Origin of the sequence: Phyllobacterium sp. OV277, assembly GCF_900104355.1 — a bacterium.
In the GTDB taxonomy this organism is placed as follows: Bacteria; Pseudomonadota; Alphaproteobacteria; order Rhizobiales; family Rhizobiaceae; genus Phyllobacterium.
In genome coordinates this window covers 61,445-79,404 of record NZ_FNIY01000011.1, presented here as the reverse complement: position 1 = coordinate 79,404, position 17,960 = coordinate 61,445, and the positions used below count along the sequence as shown (strand labels likewise).

Annotated in this window: 12 protein-coding genes and 1 riboswitch; of the genes, 1 reads left to right on the top strand and 11 read right to left on the bottom strand. The window is 55.6% G+C overall.

Annotation, left to right across the window (positions count from 1 at the left end):
* Positions 1–163 precede the first annotated feature (163 nt).
* The 3 genes from BLU05_RS23080 to BLU05_RS23070 form a co-directional block, all read right to left on the bottom strand.
* Positions 164–2,353 carry a TonB-dependent siderophore receptor gene (locus BLU05_RS23080; protein WP_091885451.1) on the bottom strand — a complete coding sequence of 730 codons (2,190 nt, stop codon included), beginning with the start codon at positions 2,351–2,353 and terminating at the stop codon, positions 164–166.
* 156 nt (positions 2,354–2,509) lie between these two features.
* Positions 2,510–3,391, bottom strand: a complete 882-nt coding sequence (locus BLU05_RS23075; RefSeq protein WP_091885448.1) for a helix-turn-helix domain-containing protein — start codon at positions 3,389–3,391, stop codon at positions 2,510–2,512.
* Positions 3,392–3,616: 225 nt separating this feature from the next.
* Positions 3,617–4,843, bottom strand: coding sequence for an MFS transporter (locus BLU05_RS23070; RefSeq protein WP_091885446.1), 1,227 nt, complete (start codon positions 4,841–4,843; stop codon positions 3,617–3,619).
* Positions 4,844–4,975: 132 nt separating this feature from the next.
* Here BLU05_RS23070 and BLU05_RS23065 point away from each other — a divergent pair, with 132 nt between their 5' ends.
* A complete protein-coding gene (locus tag BLU05_RS23065; RefSeq protein ID WP_091885443.1) occupies positions 4,976–5,803 on the top strand; it encodes an AraC family transcriptional regulator in 828 nt (275 codons plus the stop codon).
* On the opposite strand, the gene metH is transcribed toward BLU05_RS23065, so the two are convergent.
* From metH to BLU05_RS23025, 8 genes are all read right to left on the bottom strand, one after another.
* Positions 5,788–9,564, bottom strand: a complete 3,777-nt coding sequence (metH, locus tag BLU05_RS23060) for a methionine synthase (protein ID WP_091885440.1) — start codon at positions 9,562–9,564, stop codon at positions 5,788–5,790. The two genes, BLU05_RS23065 and metH, sit on opposite strands and share 16 nt — an antisense overlap.
* Before the next feature lie 145 nt (positions 9,565–9,709).
* Complete coding sequence (cobF, locus tag BLU05_RS23055; RefSeq protein ID WP_091885437.1) at positions 9,710–10,474, bottom strand: precorrin-6A synthase (deacetylating); 765 nt, start codon at positions 10,472–10,474, stop codon at positions 9,710–9,712.
* Entirely contained in the window at positions 10,471–10,695 is a 225-nt protein-coding gene (locus tag BLU05_RS23050) for a hypothetical protein (RefSeq protein WP_091885434.1), read from the bottom strand. The genes cobF and BLU05_RS23050 overlap by 4 nt, the downstream gene beginning before the upstream one ends.
* Entirely contained in the window at positions 10,686–11,825 is a 1,140-nt protein-coding gene (locus BLU05_RS23045) for a ribonucleotide-diphosphate reductase subunit beta (RefSeq protein ID WP_091885620.1), read from the bottom strand. Before BLU05_RS23045 ends, BLU05_RS23050 begins: the two co-directional genes overlap by 10 nt.
* Positions 11,826–11,877: 52 nt before the next feature.
* Complete coding sequence (locus tag BLU05_RS23040) at positions 11,878–14,757, bottom strand: ribonucleoside-diphosphate reductase subunit alpha (protein WP_091885431.1); 2,880 nt, start codon at positions 14,755–14,757, stop codon at positions 11,878–11,880.
* A gap of 103 nt (positions 14,758–14,860) precedes the next feature.
* A riboswitch (cobalamin riboswitch) is annotated at positions 14,861–15,088 on the bottom strand.
* A 50-nt stretch (positions 15,089–15,138) separates the two neighbouring features.
* Positions 15,139–15,930 (bottom strand): heme ABC transporter ATP-binding protein, encoded by a 792-nt coding sequence (locus tag BLU05_RS23035; protein WP_091885617.1) that lies wholly within the window; start codon positions 15,928–15,930, stop codon positions 15,139–15,141.
* Between the two features lie 2 nt (positions 15,931–15,932).
* Positions 15,933–17,054, bottom strand: a complete 1,122-nt coding sequence (locus BLU05_RS23030; RefSeq protein ID WP_091885428.1) for a FecCD family ABC transporter permease — start codon at positions 17,052–17,054, stop codon at positions 15,933–15,935.
* Positions 17,051–17,956 carry a heme/hemin ABC transporter substrate-binding protein gene (locus BLU05_RS23025; RefSeq protein WP_091885425.1) on the bottom strand — a complete coding sequence of 302 codons (906 nt, stop codon included), beginning with the start codon at positions 17,954–17,956 and terminating at the stop codon, positions 17,051–17,053. The genes BLU05_RS23030 and BLU05_RS23025 overlap by 4 nt, the downstream gene beginning before the upstream one ends.
* Positions 17,957–17,960 lie beyond the last annotated feature (4 nt).

Sequence of the window (17,960 nt, the reverse complement as noted above, 5' to 3'; positions counted from 1 at the left end):
GAACCATCATTGGAAGAATTGTTTTCCTTATATGGTGATCAGAACAGGTTTTCAAACCACCTCCTGACAAATCGAGTCAGGAGCACCTGCAAAGGAAAACACCCGCCATGCATTTGCATCGCGGGTGTCCAGATTCGTCAGTTTTGTAAATGGTGTTTTCGCGCTACCACTTGGTATGGGCGGATAGCGTAAACGTCCGGCCATCGCCATAACCGCACACTGCCTCACCGTCGCAACCCTTCACATAGGCTTTGTCGAAAAGGTTGGTGACATTAAGAGCCACGCCCCAGCTATCCTTTTCATAGCGGATCGCCGCATCAAACAGCGTTGCGCCGGGCACTTTGAGGGTATTGCTCTTATTGGCATAGGATTCACCCTGATAGCGAACGCCTGCACCGAGGTTTACGCCTTCCAGTGGCCCTTGATCGACTGTGTAATCCAGCCAGAAAGCAGCCGTCACTTTGGGGACGATTGTCGGCCAGTTGCCAATCAGTTTTGCATCTTCATCCTTGGTGATTTCCATGTCGAGGACGGTCAGTGATGCGAGAGCCTTCCAGTTCTGGTCGATATTGACTTTGCCTTCCAGCTCAAGCCCCGTTGATGTGACCTCGCCCAATTGCGTGTCGATGAATGTACCCGGAATACGCGACAGAGCATTTTGTTTGGTGATCTGGAACACCGATGCAGTCAGCAGGCCATCAACAAAGTCAGGTACATATTTGACGCCAGCCTCAAACTGATAGCCCTCCTCCGGCTTTAAAGGATCGCCCAATGTTACGCCGATCACCGGATTGAAGAATGTAGCGGCACTGACATAGGGCGTCACGCCGTTGGGAAATTCATAGCCCAGGCCAACACGCCCGCTGACAGCGCTCTTGTTGTATTCATAGGTTGGGCCCAACGGGAAAAAGGGACCTTCAGCTGAATCCGATTGGATTTTCACATAATCGTAGCGGCCATTCAACGTGACCAGCCAGCCATCGCCAAAGCGCACCTGATCCTGCGCATAGACGCCAATCTGGTTCATCTTCAGAACCTGATCGAGATAGACGCTGGTTGGGCCCTGCGGCGCCCCATAGACCGGGTTATTGGCACTGATCGGCGTTGCGCCGCCTGATGCCTGTACCTGATCGATCTTGTAATATTTATAGTCAACACCAAACAGGAACTTGTGTTCGAGTGGTCCGGTCGAGAATTCCTTCTCGGCGCGGTTGTCCATCAGGAATGTATCGACCCTGGTGTCGTGATTGAAGCCAATGCGATACAGCAGATTATCCGGCGTTGTCGGGTTCGGACCACCACCATAAGGATAGGCCGGGTCAACATAACCGTAAGGATAAGGGCTGGTTTCCTGCTTCGTCATGTGGCCGTAGCGGACATTCTGGCTGAGCTTCCAGCCACTGTCGAATGTGTGCTCGACTTCGTAGCCGATCATGGCCTGTTTGTATTTGCCATTGTCGATGCCGGGTTCAGTAAAATTCGCATCGCGGCTGATCTTGCCGAATGGCGCATCAACAACCGTGCCCACATAGGGAAGGAAGCTGCCGCCGGAATGGGTCTGGTCGAGCGCCGAGAAGTAGCCATGCAGCGTGATCTTGGTGTCTGCCGATGGCTCATAGGTCAGCTGCGGCGCGATAATGCCGCGCAGGTCCTCGGCAAAATCCGTCTGCTGGTCGCCGCCCGCAACGCGGCCAGTGAAACGATAGGTCCACACGCCGTTTTCGTCGATCTTGTCACCGACATCAACACCGAGATAAGCATTGCCATACTGGTTGATGCCGGTTTCAATACGGCCAAAGCGGTCCTTCTGCGGACGCTTGCTCACCATATTGACGATGCCACCGGGATTGGCGCCGCCATAAAGCACGGATGCCGGGCCTTTGAGGACTTCAACGCGCTCAAGCATGAATGGATCAATCTGGAAGCCGCCAAAGCCATAGCCAAAGAGCGGCAAGCCATCGAGGAATATGCCTGTCTGTGTAGCCTGAAAACCGCGAATGAAAATCCAGTCCGTATCGGGGTCTTCACCGAAGGGCGATGCGGTGACACCAGCCGTGTAGCGCAGCGCTTCATCAACCTTCTTGACGCCGCGGTCCTGCAATTCCTGTTGGCCAACGACCGAAACGGACTGCGGGATAGCAGTGATCGGCATATCTGACTTGGAGCCAGCCTCGGTTTTCTTGGCTACATATCCATTCACGGGACCGGTTGCCGAGCCATTGCCACCATCAATGACGATTTCCTTCAGGACGATGGGCTCTTGAGCATTGGCAGCATTCGGCATGATCGAAATGCCCAGTGTCGTGCTGGCAAGCAAAAGGCTCGCCCAGCGGGTCCGGTTGTTTCTTGTCATTGTGTCGCCCCAAAATACAATGATCCCGCACGCCGCTGCACCCGCGCTGGTATCATCATGTGCCTGAAAGATATTATGAATATTTAACTCAACTATATAGTGGGGTCTTGTCTGAAATCGCGGATTCTTGAACGTTTTTGGGCTAAAGTCCGCCGGTTACTTCTGTGCGCGCTGCCATGCGGCTGGTGTGACGCCGGTGTGTTGGCGAAATACGCGTGTGAAGTGAGCCTGATCGGCAAAGCCCGCGAGTTCCGCAATATGATTGAGACTATGGTTCGAGCGCAGCAACATCTCCTCGATGCGCCGCACACGGACGCTCATTTGCCATTGGTGTGGCGGCATGCCGGTTGAAGCTTTGAAGGCGTGGCTGAAATGCGATTGCGATAACCCGGTCAACTCCGCCAACTCCTGCAGACGGATCGAATGCATCCAGTTTTCTTCGAGATAATCGGTCACACGGCGCAACTGCCAAGGCGCAAGTTTGCTGCGCTTGCGCTCCACCTTGGCCTTGATGTCGAACAGCACCGAGAAAACGGAGATTGCCAGACTCTCCCCGTAGAGCTGGTGCAATGGTTCCGGATTGGTGCATTCCCCTGCGAGGAGATTGGCGAGCGCCAGAATGCGGGCATCGGAAAACATCAGACGTGGCTGGGCCATCACATCCAGATCAACATCTTCGCCGAAGCGTTTAACCAATGCTTTGATATCGAAATGCAGGTCGATATGCCTGATATGTTTGATCGCATCAAGACGGGACCAGAGCGGCATTCCCGCCGGAACATAGCACATGGGATTGGCAACGCCCTCGCTGCCGAGATCTTTGCTTTTCGGGTCCAGTTTCACATTGAAGGTGCCGGTCTTCAGCCCATCAAGGATGATGAAAAGCCTGGGATCCTGGGCTTGGTATTGGCCACTCGCATCGGGGGCACAATCGACACTGAAAAGATCGGCGACAATACCGTCCCAGGAACGCCTCTGCAGGCCTCCCACGACTGTAAAGCCATTGATCTTGGTGTTCATGCGCGGTTGAAACGTCATACTTTTGGATAATATGATGTGAAATAGCGCGCAACAACAATGATTTAGAACGCTTCCAGAAGGTTTTGCACTAAGTATAAAAATGTGAATAAAGAAATCATGTTTAGCTGTTGAAATCATTCATCCAATTGAAATCAGGCCCGAAACATGACTGTTCCGGACCTGACGTCGTCGTGATCTGTTATTTCAACGACTGTCGCCCTAGGGCAACAATAGCGCTGCCTGTTACGCCGATGCGAGCACCGACTCTCCCTTCAACTCACGCATGCTCGGCAGGAAGATGGTGAGGAGGCCAAGGAACGGCAGGTAGGAGCAGATCATATAGACAAAGTCGATGCCTTTGCTGTCGGCAACAACACCGAGAACCGCAGCCGCAATCCCGGCCATGCCGAACGCGAAGCCGAAGAAGATACCGGCAATCATGCCGACGCGTCCCGGCACCAGTTCCTGTGCAAACACCACGATAGCGGGGAAGGCAGAAGACAGGATGAGGCCGATGAATACGGTCAGTACCCCCGTCCAGAACAGGTTTGCATAGGGCATCAGCAGCGTGAACGGCAGGACGCCAAGGATCGAAAACCAGATCACGGTCTTGACGCCGATCTTGTCACCGACCAGCCCGCCGCCAATGATGCCGACAGCCGCTGCACCAAGGAACAGGAAGAGCATCAGCTGCGACTGTTGCACGGTGATACCGAATTTATGGATCACGTAGAACGTGTAGTAGCTCGATATGCTGGCCAGATAGATGTTCTTGCTGAAAACAAGCAATGTCAGAATGATCAGCGACATTGTCACCTTGCGGCGCGGCAGTTTCAGGGCGCGGCTTGCGGGCGGCTTTTTCGAGTTGGCAGCGCGATAACGCTGATACCAGTTGCCGACCTGATAAAGGATGATCATGCCGATCAGCGCAGCAGCCGAAAACCAGGCAATGCTCTGCTGGCCGTGCGGCAGGATGATGAATGCTGCCAGCAATGGGCCAAGTGCCGTGCCGAAATTGCCGCCAACCTGAAACAGCGACTGGGCAAGGCCATGGCGTCCACCGGAAGCAAGACGAGCAACGCGCGACGATTCCGGATGGAAGATGGACGAGCCAATGCCGATAAAGGCAGCACCAATGAGCAGCATCGAATAGTGCGTGGCAATCGACAGAAGGCCAAGGCCGACAAGCGAAAAGCCCATGCCAACAGGCAGGGAATAGGGCATGGGGCGTTTGTCGGTGTAAGTGCCGACAATGGGTTGCAGCAGCGATGCAGTGACCTGAAACGTCAGGGTAAGAAGACCGATCTGTTTGAAGTCGAGCCCATAATTGGTCTTGAGCATCGGGTAGATAGCCGAAAGCATCGACTGCATCATATCATTGAGCAGGTGGCAGAAGCTGACGGCGAAAATGATCGCGAAGGCGGTGGTTTCAGCGCTTGAGCGCTGCAAAGGCAAGGACGTATCGGTCATATCGGGCGTTCCATCGGAGAATGAGGGGGTGAATCGCGACCGCCGCGTCCCCCTTCACCTCTCTGATATACTTGTTGCATGCAACCCGCCTTCGTGGTTTGGTCTATTTCTTTCGCAAGTGGGCCAAGTCTGATGCTCTATCTGAAATTTCCTGAAGCAAGCTTCTTTGCAAAAGATTTTCTGCGGCTTCATCTTCAACGGCTTGAATGGCTTGAGCAATCCAAGGGCGATGTTGTTGCGGGCTTGGCGCACTATCCTTCCGGCTGCCATATCCCTGAACATCGCCATAGCCTGTCGCAGCTTCTGCACGCGATGACAGGTGTTGCGATGGTGACAACGAAGTTTGGCCGCTGGATGGTTCCGCCGCATCACGCTTTATGGCTTCCGGCCGGAATAGGACATGCGGTGGATATGCATGGTGATGTGGCCATGCATTCCATCTATGTGCGGCCTGATGCTGTTGAGGGGCTGAAGAGCCACCTGCACGTAACCAGCCTGACACCTCTCATGGACACGCTCATTCGCGAAATGGTTGCTTCACCGGAGCAGGAACAGGTAAGCCCGCGCGCCACCTACATGATGGGATTGCTGCTGCATGAAATTCCCATGCTGGAAGAGCAGCCGCTCGGTCTGCCCTTTCCTGATGATACGAGACTTGCAGCGCTCTGCCGGAGTTTTCTGAAAGACCCTTCACCGCGCACCAATATAGACGATTGGGCCGATCGTTTGGGTATGAGCCGCCGCACCTTTACGCGGTTTTTCCGGCGCGAGACGGGATTAAGCCTCTCGACATGGCGGCAGCAGGCCTGTCTTCTATCCGCCTTGCCGCGCTTGACGGAAGGCGAGCCGGTGACAAGCGTTGCGCTTGATCTCGGCTATAATAGTGTTCCGGCCTTTACCACCATGTTCAAGCGCATGCTGGGAGCACCTCCCCGCAATTACCTTCACTCGGCCGCTTGAGCCCTTGGCGCAGGAACATAATTGAGGATCGGACCAAGCCACCGCTCGACTTCCTCGACAGGCATGGCCTTGCGCTCGGAATAATCCTCAACCTGATCGCGCTCCACCTTGGCGACGCCAAAATAATAGGATTCCGGATGGGCGAGATAGATCCCCGACACCGATGAGCCCGGCCACATGGCATAACTCTCGGTCAGGCGTACATTAATCTGTTTTTCCGCATCGAGCAGACGGAACAGCGTGTCTTTTTCCGTATGATCAGGCTGGGCCGGATAGCCGGGTGCCGGACGGATACCGCGATAAGGCTCGCCGATCAGTTCTGTCGGTTGCAGGCTTTCATCAGGCGCATAGCCCCAGAATTCCTTGCGCACCTTCTCATGCATCAATTCGGCGAAGGCTTCGGCAAAGCGATCTGCCAGAGCCTTGACCAGAATGGAGGAGTAATCATCATTGGCCCGCTCGAAACGTTCGGCGATGGCGATCTCTTCTATACCCGCCGTGACAACGAAGCCGCCAATATAGTCCTGCTTGCCACTGTCTACCGGTGCGACGAAATCGGAGAGGGCAACATTCGGACGACCATCGCGCTTCGAGAGCTGCTGGCGCAATGTATAGAGCGTGGCAAGGTCTTTCGCGCGCGTCTCATCGGTGAACAGACGGATATCGTCGCCGACCGTGCCCGCTGGCCAGAAGCCGATGACGGCTTTCGGATTGAACCACTTTTCGTCAATGATCTTGGTCAGCATGGCCTGCGCATCGGCAAACAACTGCCGCGCCGCTGCGCCCTGATGTTCATCTTCGAGAATGGCGGGATAACGTCCCTTCAATTCCCAAGTCTGGAAGAAAGGTGTCCAATCGATATAGCGTGATAACTCCGCAAGATCGTAATTCTGAAACACCTGCGTTCCGAGGAAAGATGGCTTTGGCGGTTCATAGCCAGACCAGTCGATCTTGTGCGCATTGGCACGGGCCTTGGCGAGTGGCAGCCGCTGCTTATCGGCTTCGTTGCGGGCATGGGTCTCGGCAACCTTGGTGTACTCTTTGCGAATATTGTCGACGAAGCCGCCTTTCGCATCTGGCGAGAGCAGGTTTGAAACCACACCGACGGCGCGACTTGCGTCGGTGACATAGACAGTCTGGCCGCTATGATAGCGCGGATTGATCTTGACCGCCGTATGGACGCGGCTTGTCGTTGCGCCGCCGATCAGCAGCGGAATGTTAAAGCCTTCCCGCTCCATCTCGGAAGCCACATGCACCATCTCGTCAAGCGAGGGCGTGATCAGCCCTGATAGCCCGATAATATCGACATTCAGCTCTTTCGCTGTCTGCAGAATCTTGGTGGCAGGCACCATAACGCCAAGATCGATGATCTCGTAATTGTTGCAAGCGAGCACGACGCCGACAATGTTCTTGCCGATATCGTGGACGTCACCCTTGACTGTTGCCATCAGCACTTTGCCCGCGCTTTCACGTTCACCTGTGCCGCCATTGGCAAGCTTTTCCGCTTCCATATGGGGCAGAAGCAGCGCCACGGCCTGTTTCATCACACGGGCGGATTTCACCACCTGCGGCAGGAACATCTTTCCTGCACCGAAAAGGTCGCCGACAACATTCATGCCCGCCATCAACGGGCCTTCGATCACATGCAGCGGCCGCTCGGAACCAAGCCGTGCTTCTTCGGTGTCGACATCGATAAACTCGGTGATGCCATTGACGAGGGCATGGGAAATACGATCAGCCACGCTCCATTCGCGCCAGGCGAGATCGCGCTCGCGGGCTTCCTTGCCCGCCGAACCCTTGTAGCGTTCGGCAAGATCAAGCAGCCGTTCCGTTCCATCATCGCGCCGGTTGAGCACGACATCTTCACACGCGTCGCGCAATTCCCTGTCGATGGATTCATAGACTGCCAGCTGTCCGGCATTGACGATGCCCATATCCATGCCGACCTGAATGGCATGGTAGAGGAACACGGCATGCATGGCTTCGCGCACCGGCTCATTGCCACGGAACGAGAATGACAGGTTGGAAATACCTCCTGAGATATGCACATGCGGCAGTGTTTCGGTGATCTGGCGTGTGGCTTCGATGAAGGCGACGCCATAGCCATTGTGCTCCTCGATACCGGTGGCAACGGCGAACACATTCGGATCAAAGATAATATCCTCAGGCGGAAAACCGGCTTCCTTGGTCAGGAGTTCATAGGCGCGGGTACAAATTTCAACCTTGCGCTCCAGCGTATCGGCTTGACCTTCCGTATCGAAGGCCATGACCACGACGGCAGCACCATAGGCACGCACGCGTTTTGCATAATGCAGGAACGCTTCCTCGCCTTCTTTCATGGAGATCGAATTGACGAGCGGCTTGCCTTGAACACATTTTAACCCGGCCTCGATGACGTCCCATTTGGAACTGTCGATCATGACGGGAACACGGGCAATGTCAGGCTCGGCGGCAATCAGGTTGAGGAATTCGACCATCGCCTTTTCGCTGTCGATCAGGCCTTCATCCATATTGACGTCGATGATCTGCGCACCATTGGCGACCTGATCGCGCGCCACATCCAGCGCCGCTGCGAAATCGCCCGCGGTGATCAGCTTACGGAACTTGGCGGAACCGGTGATGTTTGTGCGCTCGCCCACATTGACGAAGGGGATATCCTTGGTCAGCGTGAACGGCTCAAGGCCGGATAACCGCATATGAACCGATATATCGGGGATCTGACGCGGCGGATATTTGCCAACAGCCTCGGCAATCGCGCGGATATGTTCAGGCGTCGAACCGCAACAGCCGCCGACGATATTCAGCAGCCCGTCCTGAGCGAAGCCTTCAAGCTGGGCCGCCATCGCCTCCGGGCTCTCGTCGTACTGGCCGAATTCGTTCGGCAGACCGGCATTGGGGTAGGCGCAGACAAAGGTATCGGCAACGCTGGAGATTTCTGCCAGATGAGCGCGCATCGCATTGGCACCAAGGGCACAATTCAAGCCTATCGTGAAAGGTTCCGCATGGCGGACGGAATGCCAGAAAGCGGTTGGTGTCTGGCCGGACAATGTGCGCCCTGACAGATCGGTGATCGTGCCAGAGATCATCACAGGCAGGGTAATGCCCTTTTCCTCAAAAACTTCCTGTGTTGCGAAAATTGCGGCCTTGGCGTTCAATGTATCGAAAATCGTTTCGATCAGGATGATATCCGCGCCGCCATCCATCAATCCGCGCACCTGATCCGCATAGGCAATGCGCAAGTCGTCAAAAGTAACAGCGCGATAGCCCGGGTTGTTCACGTCGGGCGACATGGATGCAGTACGGTTTGTCGGTCCAAGCGCACCGGCAACGAAGCGGCGCTTGCCATCCTTCTGTTCAGCCTTGATGGCGGCACGGCGCGCAAGGCGCGCGCCATCGCGGTTAAGCTCATAAACCACCTCTTCCATGCTGTAGTCAGCCTGGGCGATGGTCGTGGACGAAAAGGTGTTGGTTTCAAGAATATCAGCGCCAGCCATGGCGTAGGCGTAGTGAATATCCTCGATTGCCTGTGGCTGGGTCAGAATCAGAAGGTCATTATTGCCCTGCAGGTGGCAGGAGCAATCGGTAAAGCGGTCACCGCGAAAATCATCCTCGTTAAGGCTCAGCCCCTGAATCTGCGTGCCCATAGCACCATCGAGAATCAGGATGCGTTCCTGCGCCGCCTTGGTCAGCGCTTCAAACACTTCCGAGCCGTCCCGCGGAGCGCCCATGGGACCAAACAGATTATCGACTGCAATATTCATCGTACAAACGCCTCTTGGCCATCTTGGGATGGGAGGCATAAACTCACATAAAGATATCTTTATGTCAACAAATCAATTCTATTGGCGGCAAATTCTGTCGCACCTGTGTCGCCTTGTCATGCTGATGCAAAACCGTCCCTAACGGCTATTTTTCACCCGTTCGTTTCAGCAGATACGTATCCATGATCCAGCCTTTTCGTTCACGCGCCACGTTGCGCAATCGTTCGATCTCATCGACCACATCGCGCAACCGGCCCGATAGAAGAATCTCGTCCTCCGTTCCGACATAGGCACCCCAATAAATATCGACGTCTTCCTTGATATTCCTGAAAGCGCCCTCGCCGTCGAGCATGACCACAATGCTTTCGGAGTTGTTGGGAAACCCCTCCTCCAGCTTGCGGCCTGTCGTAATAGTGATGGATTCGCCGATACGATTGAGCACAACCTTGTGCTTGGCCGTCAGCGCCTGAATGCTTGATATGCCGGGGATCACATCATATTCGAGTTCAAAGCCACCTTTGGCATTGAGGCGATCCAGAATCCGCAATGTGCTGTCATAAAGAGATGGATCACCCCAGACGAGAAACGCCCCGCACTCATCATCGCCAAGCTCCTCCATCAGCAAATGCGCATAGGTTGCCTCCACCTTGTCGTGCCAATCCTCGACACTGGAGCGATAGGTCGATGATGGCTTGTGGCGGACGGGCGTTTCAAAATCCACCATGCGATACTCATGATCCCTGATGAAACGCTCGCAGATCTCGCGGCGAATGCGTGATAACTGTTCCTTCTCGACGCCCTTGTCTGGGATAAAGAAGACATCGACCTGATTGAGCGCGTTCACAGCCTGAATGGTGACATAATCGGGGTTGCCTGCCCCGATGCCGATAATGAGGACTTTTCGCTTCATTGCCGTAACTGCGATGTTTTTGGCCGGAGCCCTGCTTCCTTTGCGCTGATCAGAGCACAAAAGAGATCATGCAACCGTTTGACACCCGGATGGCCCGCGTGGCGGCGCAAACGCGCCACCTCCAGAGCAGCGGCTGCCGCCAGATCGGTGTTCCGGGGTTGCTGAATGAGCCAAGAAACGAAAACATCCTCTGGCTTTGGCATCGCGCTGATCAGTCCCATGCCAGTGCTCCGCCGCTCTGATACTCGATGACGCGCGTTTCGAAAAAATTCTTTTCCTTCTTCAGATCCATCGCCTCCGACATCCACGGGAACGGATTATCCGTATCGGCAAAGACCTGTGCGAGGCCAAGCTGGGCGCAGCGGCGGTTGGCGATGAAATGCATATAGGTTTCGCACAAGGCAGCATTCAGCCCGAGGAAACCGCGCGGCATGGTATCACGGCTATAGGAGGCCTCGAGTTCAGCCGCATCCCTGATCATTCCGCGCAGCTCTTCCGTAAAGGCTTTCGTCCACAGATGCGGGTTTTCGTGACGGATCTGGTTGATCACGTCGATGCCGAAATTCATGTGAATGCTCTCGTCGCGCAGGATGTACTGATACTGCTCGGCAATGCCGACCATCTTGTTGCGCCGTCCGAGCGACAGAATCTGGGCAAAACCGGTATAGAACCACATGCCTTCGAAAATCACATAGAAGGCGACGAGATCGCGCAAGAATGCCTGATCCATCTCCGGTGTGCCGGTTTTGAAGTCCGGATTGTCGAGGTTCTGCGTGTGCTTGAGCGCCCATGCCGCCTTGTCGGTAATGGAAGGCACTTCACGGTACATATTGAACAGTTCGCCCTCATCCAGCCCAAGACTTTCAACGATATATTGGAACGTATGGGTATGAACCGCTTCCTCAAAAGCTTGACGCAGCAAATATTGGCGGCATTCCGGGTTGGTCAGGTGGCGATAGATGGCGAGCACGATGTTGTTGGCGACAAGCGACTCCGATGCGGCAAAGAAGCCGAGATTGCGCTTGATCATGCGCCGTTCGTCATCGGTGAGGCCATCCTTGGATTTCCAGAGCGCAATGTCAGCCTGCATCGAGACTTCTGTCGGCATCCAGTGATTGTTGCAGCCGTTGAGATACTTTTCCCAGGCCCAATGATATTTGAGCGGCAGGAGCTGGTTCACATCGGCGCGCGCGTTGATCATCGCCTTGTCATCGACACGCACCCGCCCCCCACCGCGGACGATATCGCCAAGACCCGTGGCGTCGGTGGCAGGCGCCTGATCGGGCGCAAGGGCGGGATGGATAGCGCGGGCCGCATTGGCGGCAGCTTCGGTATTGGTCCAGTCAAGCATGGTTGTCTCCTTCAATTCATTGCAAAGCATGGGTTGGCAGGCGCATGAGCGCTTACTGGCAGGCTTCACAGTCAGGATCGTTGATGGAACAGGCATTTCCAGCTGGTTCCGAAAGAATGATCGGTTCGGCAATCGGCTTGGCAGCAACGGCGTTGAGCTTGCCATCCGTGCCTTTCAGCGTGGACTTTTCCACATGCGAGGCAGATCGCGAGCGCAGGTAATAGGTGGTCTTCAAACCACTGTTCCAGGCGAGGCGATAAAGCTCATCCAGTTTCCTGCCGCTTGGGTTGGCAATGTAGAGATTGAGTGACTGAGCCTGATCGATCCATTTTTGCCTGCGCGAGGCCGCTGCGATCAGCCATGCACTGTCGATTTCAAAGGCGGTGGCATAGAGCGCCTTGAGATCATCGGGAATGCGGTCAATCTCGCCGACCGAACCATCGAAATATTTGAGGTCCGAGATCATCACTTCGTCCCAAAGGCCACGTGCCTTGAGATCATGCACAAGCGCGGCATTCACAACGGTGAAGTCACCGGACATGTTGGATTTGACGAACAGGTTCTGGTAGGCGGGCTCAATGGATTGAGCAACGCCGCAGATGTTTGAGATCGTGGCAGTTGGTGCAATCGCCATGGTGTTGGAATTGCGCATGCCTGTCTTCTTCACCCGCTTGCGCAGGGCTTCCCAATCAAGGGTTGTGCTGCGATCCATGGAAAGCTTGGCACCGGCTGCCGTGCGGGCCTGATCGAGCAGTTCGATGGAGTCGATGGGAAGAATACCCTTTGACCAGAGAGAGCCGCTGAAGCTTGGATAGCTGCCGCGTTCGCCGGCGAGATCAACCGAAGCCGAAATGGCATGGTAGGAGATTGCTTCCATGCTCAGATCAGCGAAAGCCACCGCCTCGTTGGATGCATAGGGAATGCGCAGGGCCTGCAGGGCATCCTGAAAACCCATCAGCCCAAGCCCAACCGGACGGTGACGCAGATTGGAATGGCGCGCTTCGGGAATGGTGTAGAAATTGATGTCGATCACATTGTCGAGCATCCGCATGGCTGTTGCGACCGTGCGGGCCAAACGTTCCAGATCAAGGCCCTGACTGCCAATGTGATTGGCAAGATTGATGGAGCCCAGATTGCAGACCGCAACTTCGTCCTTGGATGTATTAAGCGTGATCTCCGTGCACAGGTTCGAAGAATGTACGACGCCGACATGGCCCTGCGGCGAGCGGATATTGCAAGGGTCCTTGAAAGTCACCCATGGATGGCCTGTTTCGAACAGCATGGTCAGGATACGGCGCCACAGGTCCAATGCCCTGATGGTGCGGAACACACGAATTTCACCGCGCGCAGCCTTGGCTTCATAGGCCTCATAGGCGGATTTGAATGCCGCGCCATAGAGATCGTGCAGATCAGGCGTGTCATCCGGCGAGAACAGGGTCCATTGCGCATCCGCTTCAACACGGCTCATGAACAGATCAGGCACCCAGTTGGCGGTGTTCATATCATGGGTGCGGCGGCGGTCATCGCCGGTGTTCTTGCGCAGATCGAGAAATTCTTCGATATCCACATGCCATGTTTCAAGATAGGCGCAGACGGCACCCTTGCGCTTGCCACCCTGATTGACCGCGATGGCCGTGTCATTGGCGACTTTGAGGAATGGCACCACACCCTGACTTTCGCCATTGGTGCCTTTGATGTGGGCGCCAAGGCCGCGCACCGGCGTCCAGTCATTGCCAAGACCGCCTGAGTATTTCGCCAGCAGGGCATTGTCCTTCACGGCTTTGAAGATGCCGTCGAGATCATCAGCGACGGTGGTCAGGAAACAGGAGGATAGCTGCGGGCGCAAGGTGCCCGAGTTGAACAATGTTGGCGTGGACGCCATGAAGTCGAAGGACGACAACAGATCGTAGAATTCGATGGCGCGCGCTTCGCGGTCGATCTCGCGGATCGCAAGACCCATGGCAACGCGCATCAGGAACGCTTGCGGCAATTCAAACCGGATGCCGCGTGTCTGCTGGAGATAGCGATCATAAAGCGTCTGCAAGCCGAGATACTGGAATTGCAGGTCGCGTTCCGGTTTCAAGGCAGCGGCAATCTTCTTGAGATCGAAACGAGCCAGTTCCGGGTCGAGCAATTCGGCTTCGATGCCAGCCTTCACATAGGCCGGGAAATAATCTGCGTAGCGTTCCGCCATTTCATGCTGGGTTGCCTGTTCAGACCTGCCGAAAACAAAACTCAATGCTTCGCGGCGCAGCTTGTCGAGGAGCAGACGGGCGGTAACGAAGGAGTAATTCGGCTCGGTTTCAACCAGCGTGCGCGCTGCCAGAATAGGCGCAAGCGACAGCTCATCGAGCGTGATACCATCGTATAGATTGCGCTGGGTCTCGCTGAGAATGGGTGTGGCACTGACCCCTTCCAGACCTTCACAGGCTTCATTGATGATGCGGGCGAGACGGATGTCATCGAGCGGAGCCTTGGTGCCGTCGAGCAGGGTGACATTGAGTGACGGGCCGGTCTCAGCCACGGGCTCAACCAGTTTGGCGCGTTCCCGCGTGCGCTCTTCCCGGTAGAGAACATAGGCGCGTGCAACCTTGTGGTTCTCGCTGCGCATAAGGGCAAGCTCAACCTGATCCTGCACATCCTCAATATGAAACAGACGGCCCTCGCTGCTGCGGCGCTTCAATGTTGTCACGATGTCGGAGGTCAAACCTTCAACCACATCATGCACACGGCGCGAGCCAGCGGCGATATTGCCCTCAACAGCGATGAAGGCTTTGGTCAGCGCGACAGTGATTTTCAGGGGATCAAACGGTGTCACCGAACCATTGCGGCGGATGACGCGGTAGCCGGGTTCTGTCGAGGATGATGGCGTTTCGCCAGCGCGAACAGGTGCATGACCATCGATACGGGTGGTTTCAAGAGAAAGAGACATGTGCTTATACCCCAAATGTTGGGGGCAAAGGTCGAGCGCACGCGTGCAAATGAGAGGTCAGGGACTGACCATTGCAAGCGACACACCGGGACACCCCGCCCGTGGACGTTCATCATGTTAGGGCAGGTCTCCTGGCTCACAGGTCGGTGCTGGTGTCGGCCTTCCCGAAGCGATTGCACCTTGATGGCGCGGCTTCAGTGGCATTATCGACAACAACTCGCTGTTTACAGTTGCGGGGGCAGCGCCGGCATCAATGTCAACGACACCTCACCGGCTTCCCTCTTAGCTCCCGGTCTTGCGACTCGGCAGAACCATAACATCTATATTTAGTATCAAATCGCCATCTGCAGTCAATAGGTAGATGGCGATATCTTCGCTAACTCAGAGGATCGCAGATTGAGGCAAAACAAATGGTACGGATTTGCCGGGTAGACCACCCACTTTGAGCGCGCATTCATAAACACGCAAGATGCGGTCATCCGTCAAGACTTGCGTCGGTGTTCCCACACAATCAGCTCGGCCCTCATGCATAACCACAATGCGGTCGGCAAACATCGACGTAAGGTTGAGATCGTGCAGGATGGCAATGACGCCGCCACCACGATCAGCAAAATCGCGGGCAATCTGCATGATAATGAGCTGGTGTTTAATATCGAGGCTGGAAACCGGTTCATCGAGGAAGAGGAAGCGAGGCTGGCCATCAAGCACCGGTTGCCAGACTTGGCAGAGAACCCGGGCCAGTTGCACCCGCTGTTGTTCGCCGCCTGAGAGTTCCTGATAAAAACGTCCGCCAAAACCTGCAAGGTCGACCCGTACGAGTGCTTCATCCGGCAGGGTATCCACGGCATGACGCGCCGCGCCGGAGCGGCCACTGGTCATTCCGAGCTTGACGATTTCCCGCACGGTGAACGGGAAAGACAGCGAGGTTGATTGCGGCAGGATCGCCCGCATAGCCGCCATCTGCCAGAGTTTCAACTGGCTGATCAGGGTGCCATTGATGCTGATTGTGCCCTCATAGGGCAGATCACCGGAGAGAGCACGCATCAATGTCGTTTTCCCCGAACCATTGGGGCCGACGATAACGGTGAACTCACCTGCCCCTGCATCAAAGGATACGTCTTCGACAATCTTGCTTCGGCCAAGCGACACGGAGACATTGGAAACGCGGATCATGGTCATAGGTCCAGAATGCCGCGACGACGCAGCAATATCCATAGGAAGAAGGGAGCGCCAACGGCAGCGGTGACAATGCCGATGGGCAGTTCTGATGGGGCAACGATTGTGCGGCTCACTGCATCGGCAATCAGCAGCAGGCTTGCGCCAAGTAGCGCAGCCGCTGGCAGCAGGTAACGATGATCCGGACCGATTACGAGGCGCAGAAGATGCGGGACAACAACGCCGACAAAGCCGATGCCACCGCTGACGGCAACCGATGCGCCTGTGGCCGCCGCAACTGTGACAATGGCAATGCGTTTGAAACGCTGGACGGGAATGCCGAGATGGCTGGCTGATGCCTCTCCCAATGCCAGACCATTGAGGCCACGGGCAAGGAAAGGTGAAATAACAAGTGCGAACGCAATCAACGGCCCTGATGCAAGAATCTTGATCCAGCTGGCACCGGCAAGCGAACCAAGGCTCCAGAATGTCAGGTCACGCAATTGCTTGTCATCGGCGACATAAACAAGAACCCCGATATAGGCAGCGGCCATGGCACCAAGCGCAATCCCCGCCAGCAGCATGGTGGCGATGGATGTTTGTCCCCGCCGCGTTGCCACACGGTACAGAATAAGGGTGAAGGCCAAGGCGCCGAAAAAAGCAGCAAGCGGCAGTGCGTAAAGCCCAAACAAAGCAACAACAGGCGCAAAAATGGTTCCACCCAATACGATCACGCTGACTGCCCCCAGACCCGCACCCGCCGATACGCCAACAATGCCGGGATCTGCCAGTGGATTGCGAAACAGCCCCTGCATAACTGCACCGGACACGGCAAGCGAAGCGCCGATCAATGCGCCGAGAATAATGCGCGGCAGCCGGATATCATAGATAATGATGCGATCTCTGACAGAAAGTGCGCTTTCCGTGCCCTCAGCCCCTGAAATCAGGGACTTTACGACAGCGATAACAGACGCATCGGAGGCGCCGAAGGCAAGGCTGAAAATGATAGTGGCGATGAGCACCACGCCGAGACAGGCAATGACTGCACGCGCAAGCGCAGATCTGTCACCATCCGGACGCAGTTTTTTGCCGCCCCGCGCGGAGGCAAGGACGGCAGATTTTCTCAAAATTGCCTCGCTCATTGGCTTAGTTCGTTGCCGTATATAGCTTCTGCCAGCTCATGGATTGCCTTGGGCGCACGCGGGCCAAAACCCAGCAGATATTGACCGCCCATGCGAATGATCTTCTTGTCCTTGCCAGCCGGTGTGGCTGATATCGCCGCATTGGCAAGAAGGTCGGCATTGTCGGATGAGTGATCGCCGCCGCGGTCCATGACCAGAATGACATCGGGCTTGGCGGTGATGATTGCTTCATCGGTCAGCGGCTTGTAACCCGGATATTCCGTGATCGCATTGTCAGCGCCTGCGAGTGCTATAATACCATTGGCCGCCGTCTTGGTGCCTGAAGCCATGATCTTGCCGCCTTGCGCACTCAGCACAAACAAAACGCGCTTGCGGTTTTTGATGTTCTTCGTCGCGTCTTCGGATGCTTGCAAATCCTTTTCGACCTGCGCGGCCAGTTTTTCGGCCTTGTCATCGACGCCAAGCGCCGCGCCCACGACGCGGATTTTCGCAGTAATGCTTTTCCCCGTATAGTCCTCAGGTACGAAAACAAAAGGAACGCTGGCCTTTTTGAGGACGTCGATCGTCTCTTTCGGGCCACTGCCCTCGACGGCAATAATGGCCGTCGGGTTGATGGAGAGCACGCCTTCGGGCGAAAGCGCACGCATGTAGCCCACGTCGGGCAATTTTCGTGCTGCTTCCGGATAGGTGCTTGTCTGATCGCGCCCGACCAGATGGCCTTCTTCACCCAACGCATAAACGATTTCAGTAATGGAATCGCCGATGGAAACCACGCGGCTTGCATCGGGAAGGCGTCCGGTTACTTCTTCTGCTGAAGCGATGCCGTGGGACAAAGACAATGTTAGCAACCCGGCAAACGAAGCAGCAAGGTGCAGTTTTCGGTTTCTGGAAAACATGTTCATTTCC